Source organism: Corallococcus sp. AS-1-12, assembly GCF_020036995.1.
GTDB lineage: Bacteria > Myxococcota > Myxococcia > Myxococcales > Myxococcaceae > Corallococcus.
Genome location: NZ_JAIQDD010000006.1, coordinates 180,673 through 201,017 on the forward strand (window position 1 = coordinate 180,673; position 20,345 = coordinate 201,017).

At 71.8% G+C, this 20,345-nt stretch carries 16 protein-coding genes; 5 read left to right on the forward strand and 11 right to left on the reverse strand.

Annotated elements, in window-relative coordinates:
- Positions 1-68 precede the first annotated feature (68 nt).
- Entirely contained in the window at positions 69-2,660 is a 2,592-nt protein-coding gene (locus tag K8556_RS12395; protein ID WP_223740261.1) for a carboxypeptidase regulatory-like domain-containing protein, read from the reverse strand.
- 194 nt (positions 2,661-2,854) lie between these two features.
- Between K8556_RS12395 and K8556_RS12400 the strand changes: the two genes are divergently transcribed.
- Positions 2,855-3,154, forward strand: coding sequence for a DciA family protein (locus K8556_RS12400; protein WP_223740262.1), 300 nt, complete (start codon positions 2,855-2,857; stop codon positions 3,152-3,154).
- Positions 3,151-4,761: a CAP domain-containing protein gene (locus K8556_RS12405; RefSeq protein WP_223740263.1), complete on the forward strand. Its 1,611-nt coding sequence runs from the start codon at positions 3,151-3,153 to the stop codon at positions 4,759-4,761. Before K8556_RS12400 ends, K8556_RS12405 begins: the two co-directional genes overlap by 4 nt.
- 123 nt (positions 4,762-4,884) lie before the next feature.
- Here the strand turns inward: K8556_RS12405 and K8556_RS12410 are convergent, their stop codons facing one another.
- The gene (locus K8556_RS12410; RefSeq protein WP_223646410.1) at positions 4,885-5,118 is read right to left on the reverse strand and encodes a hypothetical protein; all 234 of its coding nucleotides are present in this window, start codon (positions 5,116-5,118) and stop codon (positions 4,885-4,887) included.
- 294 nt (positions 5,119-5,412) lie between these two features.
- On the opposite strand from K8556_RS12410, the gene K8556_RS12415 reads away from it, so the two are divergent.
- A complete protein-coding gene (locus tag K8556_RS12415) occupies positions 5,413-7,545 on the forward strand; it encodes a transglycosylase SLT domain-containing protein (RefSeq protein WP_223740264.1) in 2,133 nt (710 codons plus the stop codon).
- Positions 7,546-7,560: 15 nt separating this feature from the next.
- Here K8556_RS12415 and cmk read toward each other — a convergent pair whose 3' ends face one another.
- The 3 genes from cmk to K8556_RS12430 are packed head-to-tail and all read right to left on the reverse strand — an operon-like array spanning position 7,561 to position 10,327.
- The gene (gene cmk / locus K8556_RS12420) at positions 7,561-8,256 is read right to left on the reverse strand and encodes a (d)CMP kinase (protein WP_223740265.1); all 696 of its coding nucleotides are present in this window, start codon (positions 8,254-8,256) and stop codon (positions 7,561-7,563) included.
- Positions 8,253-9,344 (reverse strand): histidinol-phosphate transaminase, encoded by a 1,092-nt coding sequence (hisC, locus tag K8556_RS12425; protein ID WP_223740266.1) that lies wholly within the window; start codon positions 9,342-9,344, stop codon positions 8,253-8,255. Before hisC ends, cmk begins: the two co-directional genes overlap by 4 nt.
- Positions 9,345-9,358: 14 nt before the next feature.
- The gene (locus K8556_RS12430; protein ID WP_223740267.1) at positions 9,359-10,327 is read right to left on the reverse strand and encodes an acetyl-CoA carboxylase carboxyltransferase subunit alpha; all 969 of its coding nucleotides are present in this window, start codon (positions 10,325-10,327) and stop codon (positions 9,359-9,361) included.
- Between the two features lie 93 nt (positions 10,328-10,420).
- Here K8556_RS12430 and K8556_RS12435 point away from each other — a divergent pair, with 93 nt between their 5' ends.
- Both K8556_RS12435 and K8556_RS12440 read left to right on the forward strand, forming a co-directional pair.
- Positions 10,421-11,113 (forward strand): tetratricopeptide repeat protein, encoded by a 693-nt coding sequence (locus K8556_RS12435; RefSeq protein ID WP_223740268.1) that lies wholly within the window; start codon positions 10,421-10,423, stop codon positions 11,111-11,113.
- Positions 11,114-11,227: 114 nt separating this feature from the next.
- On the forward strand, positions 11,228-11,695 hold the full coding sequence (locus tag K8556_RS12440; protein WP_223740269.1) for a hypothetical protein: 468 nt from the start codon (positions 11,228-11,230) through the stop codon (positions 11,693-11,695).
- A 23-nt stretch (positions 11,696-11,718) separates the two neighbouring features.
- Here K8556_RS12440 and K8556_RS12445 read toward each other — a convergent pair whose 3' ends face one another.
- The 6 genes from K8556_RS12445 to K8556_RS12470 form a co-directional block, all read right to left on the reverse strand.
- Positions 11,719-13,698: an ArsA family ATPase gene (locus K8556_RS12445; RefSeq protein ID WP_223740270.1), complete on the reverse strand. Its 1,980-nt coding sequence runs from the start codon at positions 13,696-13,698 to the stop codon at positions 11,719-11,721.
- Positions 13,699-14,026: 328 nt separating this feature from the next.
- Complete coding sequence (gene nla6, locus K8556_RS12450) at positions 14,027-15,466, reverse strand: enhancer binding protein Nla6 (protein WP_206794183.1); 1,440 nt, start codon at positions 15,464-15,466, stop codon at positions 14,027-14,029.
- Between the two features lie 72 nt (positions 15,467-15,538).
- Positions 15,539-16,201, reverse strand: a complete 663-nt coding sequence (locus K8556_RS12455) for a histidine kinase dimerization/phospho-acceptor domain-containing protein (RefSeq protein ID WP_223740271.1) — start codon at positions 16,199-16,201, stop codon at positions 15,539-15,541.
- 256 nt (positions 16,202-16,457) lie between these two features.
- Positions 16,458-16,916, reverse strand: a complete 459-nt coding sequence (locus K8556_RS12460) for a cytidine/deoxycytidylate deaminase family protein (RefSeq protein ID WP_120617863.1) — start codon at positions 16,914-16,916, stop codon at positions 16,458-16,460.
- Between the two features lie 83 nt (positions 16,917-16,999).
- A complete protein-coding gene (locus K8556_RS12465) occupies positions 17,000-17,890 on the reverse strand; it encodes a S1C family serine protease (protein WP_223740272.1) in 891 nt (296 codons plus the stop codon).
- Between the two features lie 148 nt (positions 17,891-18,038).
- The gene (locus K8556_RS12470) at positions 18,039-20,288 is read right to left on the reverse strand and encodes a serine protein kinase PrkA (RefSeq protein ID WP_223740273.1); all 2,250 of its coding nucleotides are present in this window, start codon (positions 20,286-20,288) and stop codon (positions 18,039-18,041) included.
- Positions 20,289-20,345: the final 57 nt, after the last annotated feature.

Sequence of the window (20,345 nt, forward strand, 5' to 3'; positions counted from 1 at the left end):
CGCGAAAGCGAATTCACGGCCGGCGCGGGTACCCCGCCAGGTCGTAGACGCACTGACACCCCAGCACGTCAGGGCACCCGCACCGTGCGCGCGGCGCTGACGGCGGGTCTCAGCGGCAACCCCAGCGTATCCACCAGGGACGCCACCATCGTCACCTCCGCTCCGGAGCAGGAGGTGGGCAGGGCGAAGGACACCTCGCCCGAGCGCGTGGCCACGTCGATCCGGGCCTGCGCGAGGAAACACTCCACGCCGCCGCCGCTCAGCGTGATCAGCACGCCGCCCTCGTCGCCGTTGGCGGGATTCGCGCCCACCTGGAAGCCGTCCACGCGCAGGCGCAGGGTCGCGCCGCGAGCCACGGTCGCCCCCTCGGACGGCGCCAGCCACGTCACCTGGGGCCGGCCGTAGTTCAGCGTGGACACGGCGCGCACCGACCGGACGAGCGGCTCGGGCGAAAGGCCCCCGGACTCCGCCAGCGAGGAGAGGGTCTGCGAGCGGCCCTCGGACGGCGCCACCGTCAGCGCCTCCACCGCCAGCGACGCGCGCGAGCCCTCCGTGTCGCCCTGGAAGGTGCGGTCCTCCAGGCCCGCGGGAGGCACGGGCAGGCGCACGCCGGTGACGGAGCGGCGGCTGTCCACCCAGACCGTCCAGCGCCGGCCCGCGGCATTGGTGAAGGTCGCGCGTACGAGCGTCGCGCCTGACACGGAGGCGTCCATGCGCCACTCGCGCGGCAGCAGGCCATGCCATGGCAGCACGTCCGGGTTGTAGCGGGCGCCCTCCGGGATGCCGAGGAACGCGTCCGCGAGCGGCACCGGCTGGAGGCCCTCCGGATCGAAGCGGGGCGCGTCCAGCGGGGCCATCACCGCGCTGGTGGCCCGGCCCACGGGCTCCTCGCCGCCCAGCGCTCCGGACGACGCGACCGCGACCAGCCGGTACGCCTGTCCCTCCAGGCCGTGATGGGCCGGCGCCATGCGCACGCGCACGAGGCCCGGCGAGGACAGCAGGGGCTGCGTGTCCGTGTTCGGATCCACCGGGTTGGCGTTGACGGCGGCGCCCAGGCCCAGCGGCACGGTGCCCTGCCCGGGCGCGGTCACCGAGCCCACCACCAGCGCGCGCGCCAGGTAGCTGTCGCGGAAGCGCGGAAGCGGCGGGACGCGCACCACGAACGGGAAGGCCAGCGGCACCTGCTGGAAGTCCAGCGACGTCAGCGGCCCGGCGGGCGGAAGCCGCCCTTCGATGGGCGCGTACAGGGGGAAGCGCACGTCGCGCTGGACGGCGGAGGAGAACCGCCCCGACTGCGGCAGCGCGCGCGCCAGGAGCAGCAACGGATCCGTGCCCGGATCCATCATCCCCGCCGGCAGCTCGCCGGACGGCACCTGCGCGGTGAGGGCCCAGGCGGTGCGCGTGCCACAGGTCCCGGTGCGGGTGGCCGTCTCCGGATCCGTCCCGTCCGCGAGCGCCGCGTCGCACACGCCCGGGATGCCCGGCACCTCCACGGACTCCAGCGGGAGGACGCCCAGCCCGTTCACCCAGACGTTGGCGGGCACCTGGAACGGGCGCGTCACCCCGCCAAGCGACAGGTCCACGCTCCGGTCCGGCCCCTGCACCTGGGCGGAGGCCGAATCCGACAGGAGCCCCGGCACGGACAGCCCCGCCAGGCCCAGGGCCAGCGCGCCGCCGGTCCCCACGGGCGCCAGGTGGGTGAACCGGGCGCGCACCCCGCCCACGCGGTCCGCCGGGTTGCGGCGCAGCGGCAGCCGGAGGTCCCGCGTGCCGTTCACGTCGTAGTTCGCCACGGTGAGGTAGCCGAAGTCCGGGTGGAAGACGGACACCGTCGAGTCGCTCCGGGCCGCCAGCACGGCCACGCCCAGCGCGTCCGTGGACTCGCGCGCCGTCTCGCCGCCCAGCGCGTCCGCCACCACCACCGAGGCCCCCTGGACGGGGTACCCCGTGAGCGCGTCCGTCACCACCACCCGCACCTGCCCCGAGGCCGTGTGCGGCGGCAGCACGGTGACGCGCGCACGGCACGCGACGGAGCCCACCCGGGCCTCCACCGCCTCCTCCTCCGCGCCCGCCGCCTCCAGCGTGAACGTGGCCCCGGCGCCGGTGCCTCCGCCCTTCACGCGCGCCGACACGGCGGCCCAGGTGAGCCCGTCGCGCGGGACGACAGGCTGGCCCGCGACATCGGACACCCAGGCCTCGAAGCGCAGGGCGGCGCCCACGGGCGCGATGACGCGCTCGGGCACCACGTGGCAGGCCGCGACGAGGGACTCCGCAGGGGGCGCTCCACAGGCGCCGTCGCGGCACAGCTCCCCGTCCTCGCAGTCAGCGTCTCCGGTGCAGAGGGCGGGGACGCAGCGGCGGGCATCACAGCGGCAGCCCAGCGCCTGCGACTCACAGCCTGCGATGGCGTTCAGCTCCCCTCGGCGCTGCTCCGAACAGTCGAGGTCCGTCCGGCACGCGGGCTCGCAGCGCGACAGGGCGGTGTTGCAGAAGAACAGCGCCGGGTCCCCGCAGTCCTGATCCACCGTGCAGAAGGCGTCCGCCCTGCCCCCCTGGATGAACGGCGCATCCATGTCGGACATCGCGCAGCCCATGGCGCACGCCAGCAGGCATGCGAGCACGAGGCCGGGGGACCGGACCGGGTGGGGGATGGAACGCATGGGAACTCCGAGGGGGACCGGCCTTGCCCCGACCTTACAGGGGGATGGGCCGCGACGCACCCGCCGATGACACCGGACCGGCGCGCGCTGAACGTCCGGATGCCGGGCGGAACCGGGGCCCCGGGAAAATCGGACGGACGGGCAGGCAAGTGTCGGTTGGCTTCCGTCGCCAGGGGTTCCAGAATCACCGGACGATGGCGCGCGGTGAACCGAAGACCTTGGAGAGCCTGCTGCCCCGGGTGCTGACGCGCCTGGCGGGAGAGTCGGGCCGCGCGTCGTCGCTGATGCCGCTGTGGACCGCCGCGGTGGGAGAGAACATCGCGCGCCACAGCCGGCCGCACCAGTTGGACGGCACCACGCTGATCGTCACCGTGGAGAGCGCCGAGTGGGCCCAGGTCCTCTCCCGCCAGGCCGACTCCCTGCGCGAGCGGTTCAACGAGAAGCTGGGCGCCGGCACCGTGAAGGCGCTCGTCTTCCAACTGGAGTCGCGATGAGGGGCGCGCTCTGGGGCCTGCTGCTCGCGGGCGCGGCCGTCCTCCCCGCCTCCGCCGCGCCGCCGGCCCCGGCGGTGGCCTCCGTCTCCCTCCCCGCCCCGGAGGGCCAGGAGTCTCCGCCCCGCGTGCCAGAGGAGACGCCCCAGGCCCACGAGGCCCGGGCCCGGCTGCACGTGCTGCGCGAGTTCGAGCGGGTGGGCCGCCGCGCCCCCACCAGCGACAAGGCGCTGGAGGCCGCGGCCCGGAGGCTCGCGCGCGAGGCCCTGAGCGAGTTCACCACCGGCGCCCCGGACCTGCGCACGTTGACGGAGGCGGTCAGCGACTCGGGCGCCGCGGATCCGTCCCCCAAGGTGCTGGTCATCCGCGCCTGGGTGCGCGCGCACGCCATCGAGACGTTCCTGGCCCGCACGGACTTCAACGACGAGCGCGTGAGCCACTTCGGCGTGGGCGTGGCCTTCCTGGGCGAGCGCGCCGCGCTGGTGCTGCTCGTCGCGGACCGCAAGGCGGAGGTGCTCCCCTTCCCCCGGACGCTCGCGAAGGCCGGGACGGAGAAGCGCGTGTGCGGCCGGCTCGTGCCGCCGCTGCGCGCCCCGCAGGTCTTCGTCACCCGGCCGGACGGAGAGGTGGAGTCCGTGGCCCTGAGCCGCGCGCCCTCCGGCACCAACGGCTTCTGCGCCCTGGTGGGCTTCGACCTGCCCGGCGGCTACACCGTGGAGGTGGTGGGCCAGGGGAACGCGGGGCCGGAGGTGGCGTCGCTGTTCCTGGTGCAGGTGGGGGCCCGCACCGCGCGCGGCGGACAGGAGTCCCAGCGAGAACCCACCACGCTCTCCGAGGCCCGCGCCGCCCTCTACGAGCGCATCAACACCCTGCGCCGCGCGCACCAGCTCCCGGAGCTCACGCCGGACTTCACGCTGGAGGACGTGGCGCTGCGCTACAGCACGCGCATGGCGACGGAGGGCTTCTTCGCGCACATCGCGCCGGACGGCTCCACGCTCACCCGCCGCCTCCCGGAGGGCACGCGCTACGTGCGCGCCGGGGAGAACCTGGGGCTGGCGGCGGGCCCGCTCGCGGCGCACTTCGGCATCGAGCACAGCCCCGGCCACCGCAAGAACCTGCTGGACCCCGCATTCCGCTTCATGGGCGTGGGCGTGGCGTTCCAGAAGGTGGACGGCCGCGACCAGGCCATCGTCACGGAGGTGTACACCGCGGCCTCGCCCGGCGCGGCGCTCCCGGTGGACCCGGTGTCGGACGTCTACGACGCCCTGGCCCGGCACCGCGCCGCGCTCAAGCTGCCGCCCCTGGTGCGCAGCGAGGCCCTGGAGCAGTTGGCGCGAGGTCACGCCCGCCACGCGCTGTCGCAGGACGAGCCCTCGGCGGGAGACGGAGACCCGTCCCCGCTGCACGAGCGGGTGTTCTCCGCGCTGCCGGACGCGGGCACCGCTTCGGTGGACTTCTTCGTCGTGGGAGACCCGGGCGCCGTCCCGGAGTCGCGCAGCCTGGCCACCGCCACCTACACCCGGGTGGGCGTAGGGCTGGTGCGGGGCAACTCCAAGCGCTTCGGCCAGGGCCAGTACTGGGTGGCCGTCATCTACGCCGCGGTCCCCTGAAGGGGAGGCACCGGCTCCGCGGAGAAACGCCGACGCGGACGCCGGCCACGTCCGGTGTTCCGGGCGTGACCGGTTGCAAGCTCGCGCGGGGCCGGTGGACCGGCCCCATGTCAGACGTCCCGGTTAGACAGGACGGCGCTGCGTGGCGTACGCCTCCAGCCCCATCTGCGGAGGCGCGAGGTTGGCGTACATCGGGCACTTCATGCACGTGAACGACTGCCAGCCGCGACGCACGGCCTCATCGAGGCAGTTGTCGTAGTGGTTGCAGTTCAGGTTTCGATGCGACTCGACGCCTGCCCGCTTCGGGCCGGCTTCGGGATTGATGGTCTGCGGCAGATCGGACGGACACGGCTTCATGGAGCCTCCCCTATGAGCTGTTTCCCCCCCCGAGGTCTGTGAACGAGCAGTGCTACCGACGACAGGTCTGACTGACACACATCGGTCCGGAGTAGCGCTCAACAGCGGCGCAACGTAAGGATTCCCTCCGGAGAGCGCAACGGGTCGACAACCCCGCGGGACGAGCCCGCGGCGGCGGGATCTAGGACTTGTCGGGCCGACTGTCAAACCGACCCCCGCCCACCTGGTGGGGAATGTCGACTGCAAACCTCTCGTTCCGAAGCCGCAAGGCCGCGAAGTGAAAGGAAGAAATCCATGAGTTGGACCGGCTGGGTGGCGGGATGGGTGACGGGGGTGGCGCTGGGGCAGTCCCCGGCGACGCTGGAGGCCGTCCGCCTGCACCGGTCCGACGCGGCGGAGCTCGCCCGGGCGGAGCTCACCGCCTGTGAGCAGGCGAAGTGCCCGGACGCGGGCCGCCTGGGCCTGCTCGCCGGCACCCTGGTCCTTTCGGACGGGGACGCCGCCCAGGCCCGGGACCTGCTCACCCGCCACGCGCCCCCCGCGCCCCTGGAGGCCTTCCACGCCTTCTACCTGGGCCAGGCGCGCTTCTACGCGGGGGACTCCAACGGCGCGGCGAAGGACTTCGAGCGGGCCCTGGAGAAGGCCTCCCCCGCCCTGGCCGTGCGCGCCCGCGCCCGCCTGGGGGAGTCGCTCCTGGACGCACACCGGCCCAGGGACGCGGCCCCGGTGCTGGAGTCCGCGGCGGCGGCGCAGCCCACCCCGGAGCTGCTCTTCCAGCGCGCCCAGGCGCGCGCGGCCACCGGCAACGCGGCGGGCCAGCGGGCGGACCTGAAGACCGTGGCGCTGCGCTTCCCCACCCACCCCTACGCGGACGAGGCGCTGGAGCAACTGGCCGCGCTGAAGCCCGCGGTGAAGCTCACCCTGCCCGAACACCTCCAGCGCGCCCGGGGCTTCCTCTCCGACGACGCGGCGCGGGCCGAGGCGGAGCTCGTCACGGCGGAGAAGCGGGGGCTGGTGAAGGGCGCCCCCGCCCAGGCGCAGGTGGCGCTCCTGCGCGCGCAGGTGCTCTTCGCGCGAGGCAAGCGCGAGGAGGCGGAGAAGGCGCTCGCGGTGGCGCGCAAGGGGCCGCCGGCCATCGCCGCGGAGGCCGCGCTGGTGGTGGCGCGCCGGGCGCTGCGCTCGGATGACAACGAGAAGGCCCGCAAGCTGATGGCGGCGCTGGACAAGGCCTATCCCTCCCAGGCGGCCGGCGAGGAGGGCGCGTTCTTCGCCGCGTGGCTGGACCTGCAGGGCGGCCGCTTCGAGGACGCGGCGAAGTCCTTCGCGGACTACGAGAAGCGCTACAAGGGCTCGCGCCGCCGCGATGAGGCGATGTGGTTCCGCGCCCTCTCGCACATCCGGCTGGAGCAGCACGCGAAGGCGCGCCAGGCGCTGGACGACCTGGTGACGGCCTATCCGAAGACGAGCCTGGCGCCGCAGGCGCGCTACTGGATGGCGCGCACGGAGGAGCTGGGCGGCGGCAAGCCGGCGACGGTGGGGCCCGCCTACGAGGCCGTCATCAGCGCGGCGCCCGCGTCGTTCTACGCGCTGCTCGCCACGGAGCGGCTGCACGAGCTGGGACGCACGCCGCCCGCGGCCTTCCCGCAGCCTCCGAAGCAGCTCACCCTCCCCCGCCCGCCGGAGCTGGAGCTGGCGGTGGCGCTGACGCGCGCGGGCCTCTTCCGCGACGCCGCGGACGAGGTGCAGTCGCGCGTGTCGGGCCTGCGCGGCCCGGACCAGGCGCTGCCGTTCGCGCACGCGCTCCTGCAGCTTGGCGAGTTCGGCCACGCGCACGTCGTGGCGGCGCGCTACCTGTGGGGCCGGGCCTTCGGGGCGAAGGCGCCGGACGCGCTGGCCGCGTTCTACCCGCGCGCGTTCGCCCAGGCGGTGGAGACGGAGGCCACACGGCAGGCGCTGGATCCGTTCCTCGTGTGGGCCATCATGCGGCGGGAGAGCGCCTTCCGGCCGGAGGTCATGAGCGCGGCGGACGCGCGAGGCCTCATGCAGATCATCCCGCCTACCGCGACGGAGATCGCCCAGAAGATGGCGGAGCCCGCGCCCGCGCCCGCGGACCTGTTCGCCCCGGAGCGCAACATCCGCTACGGCGCGTGGTACCTGGCGCAACTGATGAAGCGCTTCGCGCACCCCGCGCTCGCGGCGGCGGCCTACAACGCGGGCCCCAAGGCGGCGGTGCGCTGGACGCAGGAGCGCGGCGGCATGCCCCTGGACCTGTTCGTGGAGTCCATCCCGTACCGGGAGACGCGCGGCTACGTGAAGCAGGTGGTGGCGGACCTGTACCTCTACCACCGCTTCTACGAGAAGGACGGCACCCAGGCCCGGCTGGCCCTGACGGTGCCCGCCCCCAGCACGGACGGCGTCAGCTTCTGACGCAGCCCTGACGGCTCAGGCGCCGCGCGTAGCCCGGCGGCGCTCGATCTCCTGCTCCAGCGACTGCACGACCTCCGACAGCGGCATGCTGCTGGAGTCCACGTGCACCGCGTCCTCGGCGGGCTTCAGCGGCGCCACCTCGCGGCCGGAGTCCGCGGCGTCGCGGCGCGTCTGATCCTGGAGGACGCCCTCCAGGCTGCTGTCCACGCCCTTCTGGAACAGCTCCTCGAAGCGGCGGCGCGCGCGCACCTCCGGGTTCGCCTGGAGGAAGAACTTCACGTCCGCGTCCGGGAACACCACCGTGCCGATGTCGCGGCCCTCCAGGATGGCGCCCGACGCCGCCTCCAGCGCCAGCCGCCGCTGGAGCGCGAGCAGCCCCGCGCGCACCACCGGCCGCCCGGACACCTGCGACGCCCCCATGGAGATGGGCGGCGTGCGGATCTCCGACGACACGTCCTCGCCGCCCAGGAAGACGTGGTTCTCCTCGCCCACCACCTGGAAGTGGATGCGCACGCGCCCGAGCAGCTCGCCCAGCTTCGCGTCGTCGTCGAACGCGATGCCCTCGCGCGAGGCCATCAGCGCCACGCAGCGGTAGATGGCGCCGGTGTCCACCAGCGCGAAGCCCAGCCGCCGCGCGAGCAGCTTGGACACGGAGGACTTGCCCGCCCCGGCCGGCCCGTCGATGGCGACGATGAACGGACGCGCGCTCATGACAGGACCTCCTTCAGCGCGGCCACGCAGCGCGCGTTCTCCTGGGGCGTGCCCACGGAGATGCGCAGGCAGTTCGGGTGGCCGTTGCCCGCCATGGGCCGCACGATGACGCCCCGGCGCAGGAGCTGCTCGTACACCTCGCCGGACGGACGGTGGCAGTCCACGAAGACGAAGTTCGCGTGGCTGTCCGTCAGCGTGAGCCCCAGCTTCGGCAGCTCCTCCGCGTAGAAGCGCAGGCCCTGGCGGTTGTTCTCCCGCGTGCGCTGCACGTGCTCCGTATCCTCCAGCGCGGCCATGCCCGCCGCCTGCGCCACGGTCGTCAGGTTGAACGGCATGCGCGTGCGGTGCACGTAGCCCGCGAGCTTCGCGTCCATCACGGCCGAGCCCAGCCGGATGCCGGCCAGCCCGTGGATCTTGCTGAAGGTGCGCAGCCCCACCAGGTTCGGGTGCGCGTGGAACAGCTCCACGGCGCTCGCGTAGTCGGGCCAGTCGACGAACTCCGCGTAGGCCTCGTCGTGGACCACGAGCACGTCCTTCGGCACCGCCGCCAGGAACGCCTCCAGGTCCTTGCGCCCGAACGTGGTGCCCGTGGGGTTGTCCGGGTTGGCCAGGAACACCATGCGCGTGCGCGGCGTGACGGCGCGGGCCATGGCCTCCAGGTCGTAGCGGAAGCCCTCGCGCATGGGCACCTCCACGAACGCGCGGCCGTGCGCCTGCGCGGAGATGCGGTACGCGGGGAACGAGCCCTTGCACAGGAGGATCTCCTCCTCGGGCGTCGTGAACGTGCGCATCAACAGCTCGATGAGCTCGTTGGAGCCGCTGCCCAGCACGACCTCCTCCGGCTTCACGCCCAGGTGCGCGGCGAGCTTGCGCACCAGGTGGAAGCTGGTGGCGTCCGGGTAGAGGTTCACCTGGGCCGCGGCGTTGCGCATGGCCTCCACCGCGCGGGGCGACGGGCCCAGCGGGTTCTCGTTGGAGGCCAGCTTGATGACGCCCTTGAGGCCGTACTCCCGCTCCGTCTCCTCGATGGGCTTGCCCGGGACGTAGGCCTTGAGCGTCTCGACGTAGGGAGGGACGAGCGGTCGCATGCGGTGGGAACCCTCTACTTGCCGGAGAACATGCCGAGCGCGCGGAACTTGTCGTAGCGGTCGCGCACCAGCGCGTCCGGCGACAGCTCCGCCAACTGGCCCAGGTGCCTGCGCAGCGTCTTGCCCAGCGCCTCCGCCGCCTTGGCCGGGTCGCGGTGCGCGCCGCCCGGGGGCTCCGGAATCACCTCGTCGATGATCTTCATCTCCAGCAGGTCCTGCGCCGTGGGGCGCATCGCGTCCGCGGCCTTGTCCGCCTTGGTCGCGTCGCGGAAGAGGATGGAGGCGCAGCCCTCCGGGGAGATGACGGAGTAGACGCTGTTCTGGAACATCAGCACGCGGTTGCCCACGCCGATGGCCAGCGCGCCGCCGGAGCCGCCCTCGCCCACCACGGTGGAGATGATGGGCACGCGCAGCCGGCTCATGACCTCCAGGTTGATGGCGATGGCCTCCGCCTGGCCGCGCTCCTCCGCGCCGATGCCCGGGTACGCGCCCGGCGTGTCCACGAAGGTGAGGATGGGCTTCTCCATCCGCTCGGCCAGCTCCATCAGCCGGCGCGCCTTGCGGTAGCCCTCCGGGCGCGGCATGCCGAAGTTGCGCGCCATGTTCTCCTTGGTGTTGCGCCCCTTCTGGTGCCCGATGAGCATCACCGTCTTGCCGTCGAAGCGCGCGAAGCCGCCGACGATGGACGGGTCCTCTCCGAAGTGCCGGTCGCCGCACATCTCGAAGAAGTCCGTGAAGAGGTGGTGGACGTAGTCCAGGAAGTACGGGCGCGCGCTGTGGCGCGACAACTGCACCACCTGCCAGCGGGTCAGGTCGCTGAAGATCTCCGTCTGGAGCTTCTTCGCCTTCTTCTCCAGCTTGGAGATTTCAGAGGAGAAATCCACGGTGCCGCTGGTGGAGAGGGCCTTCAGCTCCTCGATCTTCTTCTCCAGCTCGATGAGCGGGCGCTCGAAGTCGAGCGCGTAGCCAATGCCGGTTGCCATGGCGCCGAACTAGCACCAGGGTTCAGGCCAATCAACGCGCAAGCGGTTACGCACCCCCTGGAATGTCCGGGGAGACCGCCCGTCTGGAGCAACATGGTCCTCGCCCTGTCCCTGCTGGCCCTGACGCTGTCCGCCGCCCCGGCCGCGCCCCCTTCCGGCCGGGCCCTCAACACGCAGGGGTTCCGGCTGTACCAGTCCGGCCGCTATCCAGAGGCCCTGGAGAAGTTCCAGGCCGCTGCCCGGGCCACCCCGGACTACGCCCTGGCCCACTACAACGCCGCCGCCACCCTGGGCGTCCTGCGCAAGCAGGGCAAGGTGTGCGAGTACAGCGCCCACCGCGACGCCATCATGGAGGAACTGGCCACCGCCGTGCGCCTGGACGCGCGCCGCCTCCAGCGGGCGAAGGAGGACCGGGACCTGGACGTCATCCGGGACACACTCGGCTGGCAGAAGCTGCTGGGCCGCACGCCCGAAAAGGAGGCCGACGTGCCGGCCCTCCTCCGGGCGGTGTCCTGGTACGGCCCGGGCGTGGGCGTCTACGGCACCATCCGGGCCCTGAAGTTCCAGGGCGGGGGCCGCGTGGAGCTCTGGAAGCGGGAGGTGGGCGACTCCGGCGCGCCCCGCGAGTCCCGGACCCCGGGCACGTACACCGTCCGGGGCCGCACGGTGGAGGTGAAGCTCCCCAACGCCGCGCCCGTCACCGGCACGCTCAGCACCACGGGCGCCCTCACCTTCCCGGAGCCCCTGGGCGCCTTCACCGACAGCCCCTCGGAGTGCGACGCCTGAGGCGGGCGCCGTGAAGTGACGCCCGGTGCACGCCTACCCGCGTCCACGGGACAGCGCCCTGGCGCGCCTGCCTGCCGGTGCCCACCTTCCTGCCGCAAGCCGAGGGGGAAAGCCGTGCACCGACTCAACGCCAGACACTGGGGGCTGGTCGCCATCGTCGCGGTCGCGCCCGTCATCCTCGCCTTCGTGCTGGGAGCCCTGGCGCCCCCGCTGCTGGAGCCAGTGCTGGGCACCCCGGTGGGCGGGCTGAGCTGGGGGCTGGCCACGGTGCTGGGGCTCGTGGGCGGCGCCCTCTTCGCGCGCATCCTCGCGGCCCTGCAGCGCCCGCGCATCCAGGCGTCGCCGGTGCTGCGCGTGCTGGGCACGGCGGGCGGCGCCGGCCTGGTGGTGACCCTGTGCATCGTGCCGGCGGTGGCGCTGATGCTGCTGGGGCCGGGCTGGGTGCTCCATCAGCACCTGGAGGTGCCGGCGGCCCCGGCGGTGCGCTCACTGGAGGCGACCGCCGTGGACCTGCTGGGCCAGGTGCGCCGGGCGGATCCCCACCGGCTGCCCCTGTCCCTGCTCCTGCCGGGCCCCCACTGAAGGAGCCCGGCGCGGCGGAAGGCTCAGGCCGCCTTGATCTTCGCCGGCGGCGCGGACAGCGCGTACCAGGCGGTGCGGAACGCCTTCAGCTCGCGCAGCCCCGCGGGGTGACGGCCCAGCGCGGGCGCCATCGTCACGGGCAGGCCGATCTTCTTCTCCATGGCCTTGGCCGCGTTCAGCTCCAGCTTGCGGCGGTTCTCGCACTTCTCGCAGGTGGACTTGGGGCCCACGCGGTTGACGAGCACCCGCTCCACCTGGAGCTTCTTCTCCTTGAGGTACTCCACCAGCCGCTCCGTGCGGGACGACGCCAGGTCCTCGCCGCGCGTGACGACCACGAAGCGCGACTCGCTGGGGGACGCCAGCGCGTCCTCGAAGCGCTTCACGTGCTTGAGCATCGCGGCGAAGTCATCCGCCAGCTCGCCCAGGCCCTTGGCGCGGTGCTTGTTGAGGATGCCGTGCAGCGCGCCCAGCCACGTCTTTGCTGTATCCGCCAGCTCCACCACGCGGACGTTGGTCACCTGCGGCGACGAGTCCACCACGATGCGCTTGAAGCGCTCCTGCACCAGCGCGTCCGTCAGCACGGACATGGCCGCCAGCTCGTCGATGCCCGGGGGCGCGCACTCCAGCAGGTTGCGCAGGTAGAGCAGGTCCGCCGGCACGTCGTTGCCCGCCTTGGGCGCGCCCTCGAAGGCCTTCTCCGCCTTCTCCTTCAGCCGCTTGCGCAGGGCGTTGAACCAGCCCGCCATGTCCAGCTCGCGCGCGTACAGGCCCTTGGTGCCCTTCACCTGGGTCTCGGTGTCGGTGAGCCGGCTCTGGAGCACGTCCGACAGGGAGTGCGCGGGGTCCGTGGAGATGAGGAGCACCGGCCCCTCCTTCTCCGTCAGCGTCACCGCCGCGGCGGCCGCGCAGGAGGACTTGCCCACCCCGCCCTGCCCCACGAAGAAGATGAGCCGCGTGGGCGGCAGCGGAGGCGCCGCGATGGGAGGCATGGACGGGGCGCGCACCAGCGCCGGAGGCCCTTCGGCCGCGCTGAACTCCAGCGCCTTGGTCTCCTTGCCCGCCGCCCACTCCTTGGCGAACTCCTTCAGCCCGTCCAGCCCCCGGGGCGCCACCTCGCGGCGGCCCAGCAGGTTCACGGGCACGGTCTTGTCCAGCGCCTGGTACTTGCGCACGTGCGGCGCCTGCAGGCCCCGGCGGCCCTGGCACGCGGGGCAACCCTCGTGGTCCTCCACCTGGTTGACCACCACCTCCGTCACCGGCAGCCCGCGCTCGCGAAGCTGGGTGAAGTACATGCGCGTCTGCGCCTCCGGCACCGGCTCCGCCAGCGCCACCAGGTGGAAGGCCGTGCGCGCCGGATCCTTCAGGAGCGCCAGCAGCTTCTCCGCCTTCTGGCCCACCTGCTCCAGGAAGCCGCCCGAGCCCTCCGCCGCCGCGGCGGCCGCCGCCTTCTTGCCCTTGCCGCTGGGGGCCGGGGCGGCGCGGTCCTGGCCCGCCTTCACGAAGCCCAGGAACTTGCGCAACTGCGCCGGCATGTCGAACAGGCGCAGCGTGTGGCTGGTGGGCGCCGTGTCCACCACGATGCGGTCGTAGTCACCCGACTCCAGCAGGTCCACCACGTGGAAGAGCGCCACCAGCTCCTCCAGCCCCGGCACCGCCTGCTGGTAGAGCTTGCCCAGCTCCTCTTCTGACAGGTGCGTCCCCTTCACCGCCGCCTTCGCCAGCGCCGGCAGGTAGTCCGCCAGGAACGGCTTGAGCAGCGCGGGCGGGTTCAGCTCCGCGCCGAAGAGGCCGCCCTCGCCCTTGCCCGCCTGGAGCCTGGTGGGCTTCGCCGGCAGCTTCTTCTTCACGAGGTCCGACAGGGACTGGACCGGATCCAACGAGACGACCAGCACCCGGTGCTTGGGCGCTTCTTCGGAGAGCCTCACCGCGTACGCTGCCGCGAGCGTGGTCTTGCCGACCCCGCCCTTGCCGCCGAAGAAGTGAAGAACTCGCGCGTCGCTCATTGCGTTGTGGCCTTCCTTGTGCCCCCCCGGCGGCACCCCAGATGACTCACGTCGGACGACCGCACCATGGGGGGCGGACGTGGCCCGAAATGAAACGTCCCGGCCGGGCCCTCACCAACGGGTGGGAGAGGCTCGGAGGATCCCCCGTCCAGGGGGGAAAAGTCAAGAATTGACAGGGGTTTTCGAGACCTCCCCCGCCCGTTTAAACCGGCTTGGGGAGGCCCCGTGCGCGCTCTCCTGGAGCCCGGCCAAGGGCCCGGAATCCGGGCCTTCTTGCCTACCCGTCAGGTCAGCGGCGAGCGGCGGACGGGCCCGGACGGGGCGCGGATCAGCGGGTGAGGAAGCTGCTGGCGCTCATGGGGCCGTCGTTGCCCTGGCCCCCCAGGGGACTGCCGCCGCCCGGGGTGCCCTGCGCCCGGTTCTCCGCCGCGTAGCGGTTGAGCTTGTTGTAGAGCGTCTTCTCGCTCACCCCCAGCACCTCCGCCGTGCGGGCCTTGTTGTTCCCGTTGCGCTGGAGGCTGCCCAGGATGTACTCGCGCTCCACGGCGTCCAGGCTCAGGCCGAACGGCAGCTTGAACGTGTGGCGCTCCGGGCTCTTGCCGGCCATGTCGGGCGGCAGGTGCTCGCGGGTGATGAGCTCCCCGTCGCAGAGGATGACGGCGCGCTCCACGGCGTTGCGCAGCTCGCGGATGTTGCCCGGCCAGTCGTAGTTCTTGAGGACCTCCATGGCGTCCGGGTGCACGCCGGAGACGCGCTTGGCGGAGTCCCCGCGGAACTTGTCCACGAAGTGCTGGACCAGGATGGGCACGTCGTCCCGGCGCTCGCGCAGGGGCGGCAGGTGCAACTGGAACACGTTGAGGCGGAAGTAGAGGTCCTCGCGGAAGCGCTGGTTCTTGATCTCCTGCTTCAGGTCGCGGTTCGTGGCGGACAGCACGCGCACGTCCACCTCGATCTCCACCTTGCCGCCCAGCCGGCGCAGGCGCCCTTCCTCCAGCACTCGCAGCAGCTTGGCCTGCAGGTCGATGGGGATCTCACCCAACTCGTCCAGGAAGAGCGTGCCGCCGTGGGCCATCTCGAACACGCCCGGGCGGCGCTGATCCGCGCCGGTGAAGGCGCCGCGCTCGTGGCCGAAGAGCTCGGATTCAATCAGCGTCGCGGGGATGGACGCGCAGTTGATGGCGATGAAGGGCTTGTCGCGGCGCAGGGACAGGTTGTGCACCGTGCGGGCCACCACCTCCTTGCCCGTGCCGGACTCGCCGCTGATGGAGACGCTGGCCTTGGAGGGGGCCACCTTCTCGATCATCTCGATGACCTTGCGCATCCCGGTGGAGCCGGCGATGAGGTCCGTGGAGCCCAGTTGCTTGAGGCGCCGGCGCAGCGTCTGCACCTCGCGCATCGTCTCCTTCTTCTCCAGCGCGCGGTCGATGCAGACCTTGAGCCGCGCGGTGTCCAGCGGCTTCACGATGAAGTCGTACGCGCCCTCGCGGATGGACTCCACGGCGGTGTCGATGGTGCCGCGGCCGGTGAGGAACACCACCGGGCAGTCCGGCAGCTCGTCGCGCAGGTTGCGCAACAGCCACAGGCCGTCCGTCTCCGGCATGGCGAGGTCCGACAGGACGACGTCGGGCCGGAACTCACCGGCCTTGCGGAGGGCGTCATGCCCGTCGAACGCGGTCTCGACCTTGTGACCCCAGGCGGACAACATCTCCGCCAGGGCCTCGCAGGTCTCACGTTCGTCATCCACGGCCAGGATTCGTGCGCTGCCCAAGGTGAAAACCTCCACTGCGATGAAGCGTGATGAAACCGGATGGAAGACCGACCGCGCCCAGGAGGGGGAAGCTCAGGCGCGCGGGAACACGAGGCGGCACGTCCCCGCCTCCACGAAGAATTCGATGCCAAGCTGGGCCGCGCGGAGCGTCAGCGCGGCCACGGTGTCCGTCGCCCGCTCGGGCGCCGGGGAGCCGTCCGTCACCTCCAGCACCGCGCTCGCGCCCTCGCCGCGGACCGAGACGACGACGGTGGCGCCGGACTCCGCGCGCTGGAAGGCGCGCATCAGCACCTGCACCAGGAAGAACCCCAGCTCGGTGGTGTCCTCCAGGTGGGCCTGCACGTCCGGCTCGATGGAGCGCTGGACCTGGAGGCGGCGCCGGCGGCTCTCATGCCCCAGCACGTCCAGGGCCTTGCCGGTGGCGTCCGACAGCGGCGCGTCCCCGGAGGGGCCCGCCCCGCGAAACACGATGAAGTCCGAGAAGAGCTTGAGCAGGCCGTCCACGCGAGCGATCTGCTCGCGCATCGCCTTGAGGTTCTTCTCCTGCGTGGCCGGCACCTGGCCGGACTCTCCCTTGAGCTTCTCGGAGAGCACTTCGAGATGGATGGCCAGCGCGTTGAGCGGGTTGCGCACGTCGTGCAGCAAGCTGTCCATCAAGGGCGGAACCGCGTCGTAGCGGGCCGCGCCCACCACCGGGTCCGACACTTCCTGGACAGAAGGCACACTGCTGGCCATGAGAGATGAGTTAACCACCTGGAACTCCTGGGAATTTCCGTCGCCCCACCCCCGCCGCCGCCCTACCGAGGCCAGGATTTAGGGAGCACCCCTGGGATCGTCAACCCTGGGTCGGTAATTCTTGCCGGAGTTCTAAAATTCCCGTGTCGGAACAGCCACTTAGGAGCACTCACAAGTGTCATTCAACGAACGGGAACCCCACCCGGGGAGAACCGCGCGTCCAGGGATTGTACATCCCCGGACAGCGCGTCCACCCTCAGGTCCCGGTTGCGGGCGAGGGCGGCTGCGCGGCGGCGCCCAGGCCCACGAGCTGGAGGCCCAGGCGGGCCGCGTACTCGAAGATGCGGGGGTCCCGGTAGAACTCACCGAAGACGATGCGGGTGCAGCCGCTGTTGGCGATCAGCTTGAAGCACGGCCAGCAGGGGCTGGCGGTGGTGTAGATGGTCGCCCCGTCGATGCCGACGCCGTTCTTGGCGGCCTGGATGATGGCGTTGGCCTCCGCGTGGACGGTGGCCACGCAGTGGCCGTTCTCCATCATGTGGCCCACTTCATCGCAGTGGGGCAGGCCGCGGATGGCGCCGTTGTAGCCGGTGGACAGGATGGTCTTGTCCCGCACCAGCACCGCGCCCACGTGCTTGCGGTCGCAGGTGGCGCGCGTGGCCACCTGCAGGGCGATGTCCATGAAGTACTGATCCCAATTGCCCCGAGCGGACATGCGCGTGAACCCTCCAGCGAAAGAGCCCGCAGCTCTAACGCTGGATCAGGCCCGCACCAACTTCTCGGTCCGGGGCTGTGGGCTCAGCGACTGGCGGTCTTCTGGGGCCCCGCGCCGTCCGCGTCCGGGGAGCGCTCCAGCAGCCGGCCGAAGCCCTTCGCCTGGAGGAAGCCGCGCACCTTGGCGCTGGGCGCGGCGAACGTCTCGCCGGGCATGGGCACGTCGAAGCTGAAGTTCTGGGCGTCGACCTCGAAGTCCACCTTCGCGGTGCGGTAGCCCTCCACGATGGCCAACAGCCGCCCCGTCTCCAGGCTGAAGATGCCGCCGCCGGAGGCCCCGTAGCCGATGGGCGCGTCCGTCTTCAGCATGCGCGGGTGCTTCGTCTCCTTGTCCCACTCCACCTGGGACACCATGCCGCCGGAGATGGACAGCGCGCGGCCGTACGGGGACGCCGCCACCACCACGTCCTCGCCCGGCTCCGGCTCGTCGTCCGCGGCCAGCTCCGCCACGGGCCACGTCACGCCCGTCACGCGCAGGAGCGCCAGGTCCAGGTCCGGCACCTGGCCCATGGCCACCACCTCCGCGGGGTACTCGTGCGTCTCCGCGCGCCGGTCCAGCACGACCTTGAGCACGGGGTCCTCCAGGTCGCCCTGCTCCACCGCGTGCGCGTTGGTGAGCACGTAGCTGACGGGCCCGGCCCCACCGGCCTCCGTGCCGATGACGACGCCCGACGCCGAGCGGCGCACCTTGCCGTCCTCCGTCGTCACCAGCCGCACGTTGAGCGGGAGGATGCGGCGCACCATCGCCTTGCGCGTGGGCTGCGGCGTGGGCTCGGGGCGGGCCAGCGCCCGCTCCACCCGGAGCGGAGCCTGCGTGTGCGCCGCGACCGGAGTGTCCGAGGAGGACTGCGACGGGGCACTGGCGCACGACACGAGGGCCCACAGGAGGGGGGTGCCCAACAGCAACCGGTTCATCAACACTCCAGGCGCAAGGAGGAGGGGACGAGAAGACGACGACACACGCACCAACTCGGTGTGAGGTCCCATCATCCCGAGCCCGGGCCTGGAATGAAAAGCAGGCGGGCAGGCATCGGCTTACCGGATGCCTGCCCTCCCCCGCCCGTCAGGTGTAGCGCTGGCGCATCAGGAACAGGATGGCGTCCTTCGCGCAGAACTCGCAGTAGCCGTAGCGCTCGGCCATCGTCTTGAGCGTGTCCTGCACCTGGGACTGCTCGCGCGCGGTGAGCTGGTTGCGGTCCTCGGAGAGGTACTTGAGGACGTTCTCCTTGTTCTTGCGCAGCACGCGCTTGCGCTCCTCGAAGTAATGGTCGCGCAGGCGCTTGAACATGTCCGGGAAGATGCGCGGGTAGTCCATGGCGCCGTCCGGGTTGTCCAGCCGGTGCGCGCCGATGCTCGCGATGAGCCCGCGGCGGAAGTCCGCGGGGGCCTCGCCCTGCGGCATCACGATGGCCTCCACCTCCGCCATGCGCGCCTCGTCCGGCTTCTCCATCTCCCCCGTCACGCGGTTGCGCATCTTCTCCCCGCGCACCCAGTGGCTGACGCCCTGGATGTAGCGCTCCACCAGCTCGCGGTACTGGCCCTCCGACACCAGGCCCATGGAGTCGCGCACCTCCGAGTCCACGCGGTCCAGGTACTCGCCCTCCACCACGCGCACGAAGGTCTCGTGGTCGTGGTAGCCGTCCATCACCTCCTGGAGGAGGAACTCGTAGACGCTCTTGTCCTTGCAGAGCGCGTGCAGCTCCTCCAGCACCGCCAGCGCGTGGAGGCACTTGTAGTCCGGGTTCTGCGCGGCGTTGAAGAGGGCCGTCTTGATCTCCCGCGCGCTCGCGCCGGAGCGCCCCTCGTAGTTGGGGTACGCGTCGGACTCCTCGTACATCTCCTCGCGCAGCTTGAGCAGCTCCTTGGTGTTCGCGGAGGACAGGCGCGCGGGCACCCCGGCCTCCTGGTACAGGTGCAGCTTCTCCACCGGGGCCACCTGGTCCACCAGCGGCTTCACGTTGGCCGGGTAGCGCTCCGGGATGGGCTTCTTCAGGCGCGTGAGCACCGCCCACATCGCGGCCACCTCCGTGGCGTGCGGCGCCACGTGCTTGCCCACGGAGGTCGCGGTGATCTGCGCGTCGTAGATCTCCTGCTCGACCTTGTAGCGGCGCAGGTACGGCACGCGCACCAGCTCGATGCGGCCCTTGAACGACGCGAAGTCCGGCAGCTCCTTGAAGGCCCCCAGGTGCTTCTCGTTGGAGGACGCGATGAGCACCTCGTCCAACTGGAGCACGAAGGGCTCCAGGGGCACCTCGCCCGTCTCGCTGAAGCCCAGCAGGTACTTGAAGGCCTCCAGCGGGCGCTTGAGCAGGTCCGCGTACTCGATGAGGCCCCGGTTGGCGTGCACCAGCGGGCCGTGCGGCTCGAAGAGCACCGTGCTGTGCAGCGCGGCCGGCAGGTTGAGCTGGGTGCGGTCCGCGGAGATCTGCTGCGCGGCGGCGTCCACGCTCATCTGCGGCTCCACCGTCACCGTGCCCACCTGGTAGCGGCGCGACACGTAGAAACGCTCCACCTGCACGTGGCGCAGGACCTTGAGGTAGTCCCCGCCGTAGGCGTTGAGCAGGGCCGTATAGATGCGGCGGCACTTGGCGCACAGCTCGCCTTCGCGCACGTAGTCGGACAGCAGGAAGTCCCCCGTCGCCCCGTCGCCCAGCCCCTTCTTCTTGAGCGCCCCCTCCAGGAGGCCCTTGCGCTCCGCCGGAGGCACCGCGAACAGCGGGTGGTCGCGCAGCTCGCAGGGCATGCGCAGGTCCAGGGACTCCGCGTCCAGGTGCGCGTACGTGGTGAACTCGCCCTCCGCGGACTTCACGCCCGCGCGCTCGCCGAAGCCGATGGAGCCCTTGATCAGCTTCTCCGACGGGAACACCCACGCGATTCGGTAGAGGGCCCCTTGCGGCTGGCGGGAGTAGTCCTCCATGCCCTGCTTCAGCGCGTTGACCAGGCTGGACTTCGCGCTGCCGTTGGGGCCGTGCAGCATGATCAGCTTGTTGATGCGGCCGGCGCGCACGAAGTTGCCCAGGATGCGGTAGAGGGCGTTCTGCACCTCCTCCTGCCCGGCGACGCGGCCGTCGTGCTCCGCGGACGGCACGTCGAAGACCTTGAAGCGCCGGATGGTGCCGGTGGGGTGCGGCACGGCCTCCGTGCCGTAGTGGTCCATCACGTCCCGCAGGTACTGCGCCGCGTTGCGTGACTGCCCCTTCGGGTCCGTGAAGAAGAGCGACAGGTACTCCTCGAAGGACAGGATGGACCGGTTCTTGACGAAGTCGGCGCTGACCTGTGCGCCCACCTCCTGCAGATAGCCCTTCGCTTCCACGGCGGCTCCCCTCTGTGGATGGGTGGTCTCTCGGATGTAGCCACGGCGCTGCGCCGT